General features: G+C 67.8%; 9 protein-coding genes. 7 read left to right on the top strand and 2 right to left on the bottom strand.

Features of this window, described 5'->3' with window-relative positions:
- From D3261_RS14235 to D3261_RS14215, 5 genes are all read left to right on the top strand, one after another.
- Positions 1-394: shikimate dehydrogenase (locus D3261_RS14235; protein ID WP_394337585.1), on the top strand; the 394-nt coding region annotated here is incomplete at its 5' end.
- Positions 395-419: 25 nt separating this feature from the next.
- A complete protein-coding gene (locus D3261_RS14230; RefSeq protein WP_120073461.1) occupies positions 420-1,454 on the top strand; it encodes a helix-hairpin-helix domain-containing protein in 1,035 nt (344 codons plus the stop codon).
- A 78-nt stretch (positions 1,455-1,532) separates the two neighbouring features.
- Complete coding sequence (locus tag D3261_RS14225; RefSeq protein WP_120073460.1) at positions 1,533-2,333, top strand: enoyl-CoA hydratase/isomerase family protein; 801 nt, start codon at positions 1,533-1,535, stop codon at positions 2,331-2,333.
- Between the two features lie 105 nt (positions 2,334-2,438).
- On the top strand, positions 2,439-2,678 hold the full coding sequence (locus D3261_RS14220) for an amphi-Trp domain-containing protein (RefSeq protein ID WP_120073458.1): 240 nt from the start codon (positions 2,439-2,441) through the stop codon (positions 2,676-2,678).
- Entirely contained in the window at positions 2,678-3,040 is a 363-nt protein-coding gene (locus tag D3261_RS14215; RefSeq protein WP_120073456.1) for a hypothetical protein, read from the top strand. The genes D3261_RS14220 and D3261_RS14215 overlap by 1 nt, the downstream gene beginning before the upstream one ends.
- Here D3261_RS14215 and D3261_RS14210 read toward each other — a convergent pair whose 3' ends face one another.
- The gene (locus tag D3261_RS14210; RefSeq protein ID WP_120073454.1) at positions 3,041-3,466 is read right to left on the bottom strand and encodes a DUF5796 family protein; all 426 of its coding nucleotides are present in this window, start codon (positions 3,464-3,466) and stop codon (positions 3,041-3,043) included. It abuts the gene before it with no gap.
- Between the two features lie 78 nt (positions 3,467-3,544).
- Here D3261_RS14210 and D3261_RS14205 point away from each other — a divergent pair, with 78 nt between their 5' ends.
- Together D3261_RS14205 and D3261_RS14200 are read left to right on the top strand one after the other, a co-directional pair.
- The gene (locus D3261_RS14205) at positions 3,545-4,390 is read left to right on the top strand and encodes a shikimate kinase (RefSeq protein WP_120073452.1); all 846 of its coding nucleotides are present in this window, start codon (positions 3,545-3,547) and stop codon (positions 4,388-4,390) included.
- On the top strand, positions 4,348-4,653 hold the full coding sequence (locus D3261_RS14200; RefSeq protein ID WP_120073450.1) for a chorismate mutase: 306 nt from the start codon (positions 4,348-4,350) through the stop codon (positions 4,651-4,653). The genes D3261_RS14205 and D3261_RS14200 overlap by 43 nt, the downstream gene beginning before the upstream one ends.
- 140 nt (positions 4,654-4,793) lie before the next feature.
- Here the strand turns inward: D3261_RS14200 and D3261_RS14195 are convergent, their stop codons facing one another.
- A complete protein-coding gene (locus D3261_RS14195; protein WP_158589399.1) occupies positions 4,794-6,437 on the bottom strand; it encodes an FAD-binding domain-containing protein in 1,644 nt (547 codons plus the stop codon).
- Positions 6,438-6,569: the final 132 nt, after the last annotated feature.

Genomic DNA, 6,569 nt, shown 5'->3' with positions numbered 1-6,569 from the left:
CGCCGACGAGGGGATCGAGGTCGACATCGCAAATCGAACCGTCGAGACGGCCCACGAACTCGCGGCGGACGTCGATGGCGCGTCGGGACACGGGCTCGACGAACTCGATGGATTACTCGCGGATGCCGACCTGCTGGTGAACGCAACCAGCGTCGGGATGGAGCGCGACGAGTCGCCGGTCCCCGAAGGCGCGTTCCACGGCGACCTCGCGGTGCTGGACGCGGTCTACTCGCCGATCGAGACCCGACTGTTGCGGGACGCGCGGGCGGCGGGCGCGACGACGGTCGACGGGGGCTGGATGCTGCTCTATCAGGGCGTCGCGGCGTTCGAACGCTGGACCGGCCACGAGGCACCCATCGAGGCAATGAACCGCGCGCTTCGGGCACGTATTTAAGTCTCGGGGGAGAGGATCAGGCAACATGGCGTTGATCGACACGATCAAATCGTTGCTCGGGCTCGACGACGACGACCGCCGGTCGGACGGCGCGGACGACTGGTTCGACGACGACCGGTCGGCCGACCCAGAGACGAGCTCTGAAGCCGCGGTGAAGGGCACCGACGAAAGCGCCGAGGCGTCCGCGGCGGCCGAGAGCGACGCGGCGGGCTCGACGGGCTCGATGACCGAGGAGACGAACGAATCGCCCTCCGCCGCCGAGGACGCCGAGGCCGCCGGACCGACCGACGGCGACGACGACCTCACGGCCGACCACGCCGAGACCGGCACGGCCGACGACGAATCGACGGAAGCCGTCGGGGGCGACGAGGACGAGTCGGCGGCCGCGGGCGGCGACGCAGCGGGCTCGACGGAGTCGATGGTCGACGAGTCCGCGGAGGGCGGAGCCGAACCCGGTGAAGTCACCGGATCGGCCGGGAGCGAGCCCGAATCGACGGACACGACCGACGCAGGGTCGAGCGACGAGAACGCGGAGGCGTCAGCGGCGGCCGAAGGCGACGCGGCTGGCTCGACGGGCTCGATGACCGAGGAGACGAACGAGTCGCCCTCCGCGACCGAGGACGCCGAGGCCGCCGGGCCGGCCGACGGCGACGATGGCGACGACCTCGAACTCGATCACGACGGTGCGGAGACGAGCGACGATGACTCCTCGGCCGGGGGAGCGGTCGACGAAAGCAGCGAGGCGTCCGCGGCCGCTGGCGGCGACGCCGCCGGGTCGACGGGGTCGATAACCGAGGAGACGAATGAGTCGATCTCCGCGACCGAGGACGCCGAGGCGGCCGGACCGACCGACGCCGACCCAACCCAGGTCACCGAGGATGCCGACACCGACGCGCTCAAAGGTATCGGGCCGTCGTACTCCGAGACGCTCGCCGAGGCCGGCGTCGAGACCGTCGCCGACCTCGTGGACGCCGACCCCGCCGACCTCGCCGACGAGACCGGCATCTCCGAGAGCCGGGTCGAGCAGTGGACCGAGCGCGCGAAGGCCCGACGGCAGTAACGGCTCAGTCTCGCTCTTTCCGACCCGACGTTCCCTTGACCGGCAGCGTATTCCGCCCGGGACCCGACGGGTCGCCGTATGCACGACGAACTCGAAGCGGTGGTCGTGGCGTTCGACGAGGACACCGGCGTCGCGACGCTGACGCTCGACCGGCCGGACTCGTTGAACGCGCTGAACGCGCGGATGCGGGCAGATATCGTGTCGGGACTCGACCGCCTCGCCGAGCGCGACGCGGACGCCGAGGGTGTCGCGGTTCGTGCGGTGGTCATCGAGGGAGCTGGCGAGAAGGCCTTCTGTGCAGGTGCGGACATCAACGAGTTCTCGGGGAGCTCCCCGGGCGCGTTCGAACCCCACACCATGCGGGATTCGGTCAGCGAGTTCCCCGCGCCCGTGGTCGCGAAGATCGACGGCTACTGTCTCGGCGGCGGCCTCGAACTCGCGCTGGCCTGTGACTTCCGGCTCGCGAGCGAGTCGAGTCGGCTGGGGTTCCCCGAAGTCGACCTCGGCATCCTGCCCGGGGCGGGCGGGATCCAGTACGTCGCGCGGCTCGCGAACCCCGCGGTCGCGACGGAGTTCGCGACGACCGGCGAGCACATCGCCGCCGAGCGCGCCGACGAGGTGGGGATCCTCAATCACGTGTACCCCGACGACGAGTTCGAGAGGGAAGTCACGAGGTTCGTCGAGACCATCGCCGAAAAACCGCCGCTCGCGGTGCGGGCGATAAAGGACTCGGGCAACGTGGCGGCCGAATCCGACCTCCACGAAGGCCGGAAGTACGACCGGCGGGTGTTCGCGACGCTGCTCGAAACCGACGACCACGCCGAGGGCGCACGGGCCTTCGCGGAGGACGATTACGACCCCGAGTTCACCGGCCGCTGATACCCTCGGTCGGTGGTCGTGGGCCCACGGAAACCCGTACAGGGCGCAGGAGCTCCCCGAGCTGGCACAATGTTTAATTACCGACCACCCCCTATATAATAGCTCATGGCTGAGAAGAACATCACCGAGGACGAACTCGACCGTAGCGAGGCCGCCGACCGTCTCCGAACGATCGCCGACGACCTCGAATCCGGCGAGCAGTTCGACATCGACATCGACAACAAGACCATCACGCTCAGCCCGCCCGCCGCGGTCGGGTTCGAGGTCGGCGCACGCGAGAGCTCCTCGATCCTCCGCGGGAGTCGTGAGTCGGTGACGATCAAGATGGACTGGAGGCCGGAGTAATGGCGCTCCTCGACACCATCGTCGTCTTCGTCGTCAGCCTGATCCTCGGTACGGTCGGTATCTACGCTGGCGTTCGCCTCGTGGCCGACCGCGACGTGGGGTTCGCCAACCCCGCGATCACGGCCCTGATCGGCTCGCTGGTCTGGGTGCTCTCGGGCGTCTTCATCGGCTGGATACCGCTGCTCGGCCCGCTCCTGATGCTCGTCATCTGGGTCGGCGTCATCAACTGGCGCTACCCGGGTGGCTGGATCACCGCCGCCGGGATCGGCCTCGTCGCGGTGATCGTCGTCTACGCCGTCATCGTGGTGCTCGGCACGCTCGGGATCGTCACGCCCGACGCGCTCGGCGTGCCCGGTATCTAACTACTCGCCGACGACTTCGACGCTTCGTTCGCCCATCTCGTCCTCCTCGAAGACGAATACCCGCCCCCGAGCGACGTCCGGGTCGGCGTCGACGGTGACCCGATAACTCCCGGCGGCCACGCTGACGCCGGGAAAGAGCGTGGTCTCCTCGCCGTCGTCGACGAAGACCCGCCCGACCCCGGTCCCCTCCATGATCTCGTCGGCGGTCGTCCGGTCGTTGACGTAGACGAGCACGCCCTCCGTCTCCGTCGGGTCGGTCACGAGGACGTGGACTTCCTTTCCCGGGGCGGTGGTGTGGCTCCCCTCGACTTTCGCGGGGACGCCGTGATAGAACACCTCGCGACCGTCGGTGTACTCGACCGCGATGCCGGCCTCGGTGAGGGCTACGGAGAGAGTATCCGGCGAGAGTTCGCTGTGCTGGCTCATGACGGGAACAGGGACGGACGACCCAAAAGCGCCGCGTCCGACCGCCAGCGGTAAGTGCGGTCGCGCGGATGCCGAGGCATGAAGGGGCACGCGAGCGCGCCGGGGGCGGGAACCATCCTGAACGCGCTCGCCACCGGCACGGGCGGTGCGTTCGCCATCGACCGCGAGACGACTTCGACTGTGGAACTCACCGACGACGACACGATAACGGGCGAGATCGAGGGCGCGCCCGATGCCGACACCTACCTCATCGAGCGGTGCGTCGAGCTCGTGGTCGACGCACACGGCGACGGCGAGGGTGGACGGGTGAGAACCGAAAGTGAGGTGCCGATGGCGGCGGGGTTGAAGAGTTCGAGCGCGGCGGCGAACGCGGTGGTGCTGGCGACCCTCGACGCGCTGGGTCGTGAGGTCCCGCGCGAGGAAGCCCTCGACCTCGGGATCCGGGCGGCGAAGGACGCTGGGATCACGATCACTGGCTGTGCCGCCGGCGCGCGTGCGAGCATGTTCGGTGGCGCGGTGGTGGCGGACAACACGACGAACGAGCACCTTCACGCCGACGACGTCGACTGGGACGTGCTGGTCTGGATGCCGGACGAGCGGGCGTTCAGCGCCGACGCGGACATCGAGCGGTGTGAGCGCGTCGCGCCGCTGGCCGACCTCGTGGCAGACCTCGCGTTCGAGGGGGCCTACGAGCGCGCGATGACGGTGAACGGGTTCGCCTTCTGTGCGGCGCTCGACTTCCCGACCGACCCACTACTCGACGCGCTCCCCCACGCCGCTGGTACGTCCCTCTCGGGAAGCGGGTCGAGCTACACCGCGGTCGGCGAGCGCGAAGCACTAGAGAAAGTACAAGAGGCGTGGGACGACTACGAGGGAGACACATGGCTGACGACGACCCGGACCGACGGCGCACGGATGGGATGAACCTCGACGAACTCCGCGAGGAGATCGAGACCATCGACCGCGAGATCGTCGAGCACATCGCCCAGCGAACCTACGTCGCCGAGACCATCGCGAACGTCAAGCGCGACCAGGGACTGCCCACCACCGACGAGTCCCAGGAACAGCGCGTGATGGACCGTGCCGGCGAGAACGCCCAGCGCTTCGACGTCGACGATAATTTGGTGAAAGCGATGTTTCGGCTGCTGATCGAACTGAACAAGGTCGAACAGCGCGAATCGCGGTAGATCGGGTTCCAGCGAACGCTCGCTCGTCCGCCCTCGACGCCACCGCCCGCCGCAGTGAGCGGTCGACGTTCGTGGGGAGACCGTCGACGACTGGCTCGACGACCGGACGCGTCCCACGGAGACTGGCTGTTGCGTGCCGGTTAGAACTCTCCGAGACGGTGCTGACTCCCGCCGTCCGACCGCTCGTTCGTCGTACTCTCACTCGTGGCTTCGCCGTTCATACGCTGACGACGGTCTCGGGAGAGCGACGCGCGCCGACGAACGGCGGGGTCGTCGAGCGCCGCCCGTGCTTGGTCGGCGAGTCGGCCGAACTGCTCGCGAGCGATGGTCGCTTCGCGTTCGAAGTCGACGACCGGGTAGGGGTAATCGACATCCGGTTCGTCGCCGATCGTGGTGTCGCACTCGTGCTGGACGTGGACCGGTGCTCGCTCGGGACGGGCGAGGAATTCGGTCGGGAGGTCACGAAGCTCGGGGACGTACGTCCGAACGAACGCACCATCCGGGTCGTTCTCGCGAGCCTGTTTTCGTGGGTTGTAAATCCGGTTCGGGTGACAGCCGACGAGCCCGCACTGCATCTGCCACTGGGCGTAGTTGATCGCCGGGTCGGCATCGACGAGGTGGTAGTACATGAAATCCGCGCCGATGCGCCACCACTGTTTGAGGATGTAGCCGAAGAAGGAGGCGACCATCGCCCGCATCCGGAAGTTCAACCAGCCGGTCTCGGTGAGCGCCCGCATCGAGGCATCGACCATCGGGAAGCCGGTTCGACCCGCCTTCCACGCCGCGACGAGCGCCGGATCGTGTTCGTCGTCGTCCGTGTAGAGTCCACGGAGCACGGGGTTGACGGCTTCCCGGGTGAGTGTCGGGTTGTCGGCGAGCTTCTGGCGGAAGTGACGATTCCAGTACAAGCGCGATTCGAAGAGGTCGCGTGCACGCTCGGCCCCACCGCGTTCGACACCGGCCTGGTAGACTTGTCGAGCCGAGAGGAGACCGAATCGAAGATACGGCGAGAGTCGCGAGGTTCGCCGTTCGGCTTCGGCTGGGGGCGAGATCCCACCGGGATACTGGTCGATGGTCTTCGCACGGGTGAACCAATCGAGGCGACGGTGAGCCGCACGATGGGTCCCACGAGGGACGTCCCGTTTCACGGCGTCGACCCCGTACTGCGTCTCGATCTCCTCGATAGTCACATCGCTTGCGGGGACGTTCGTCTCGGACACGAGCACGTCCGAGTCGGGCGACGGGTGGTGCTCTCCACGCAGATACTCCTCACACTGTTCGGCCCACCCCTCGCGCGAGTCGATGCCTCGCTCCTGCGCGTCGAAGACTATCGCCCCCTCGGGGACTGCTTCGATGGTGGTTCGAGCGTGCAGGGAGTCCCCGGCCTCACCTCCACTGCCGATGCGAGACCCGAGCTCGTCGTCGCGTCGAGCGCCGTAGCGGGCGGTCGGATGGCGGGTGTAGCAGAGGTGTGAGTACCGGGTGTTCGTCGTATCGAGGAGCGCACCGAATCGCTGGGCGGGCTCGCCGTGGAGGAACGCGAGTTCCGCACCACGTTCACGATACTGCTCACGGAGACTGGCGAGACACTCGTGGAGGAAGGCGGCCCGGCCGTCACAAGCGAGCGAGCGCGAGCCGTAGAACCGCGGATCGAAAACGAAGACGGGCTGTATCGTCGCCTCGTTCTCGCGAGCGAGCGCGGCGGCTCTGTCGAGCGCGGGATTGTCCCGAACCCGGAGGTCCGTCCGGTGCCAAACCAGGATCGTCTCGTCGTCCGCCGTCACGATGACCGAGGGATGCTTACTCCGAACCGAACCGGACCGTGCCGGACGTGGACGGGTTCGGTGGACGAGGCAAGTCCCGGGACACATTCCGAGGCTCGTGATCGCTCCATGTGACGAGAAACGACCCGTGGA

The sequence above is a fragment of the Halococcus sp. IIIV-5B genome (assembly GCF_003602035.1).
GTDB lineage: Archaea > Halobacteriota > Halobacteria > Halobacteriales > Halococcaceae > Halococcus > Halococcus salsus.
Note: the sequence above shows the minus strand (reverse complement) of the source record. Positions and strands in the feature narration are given on the sequence as shown.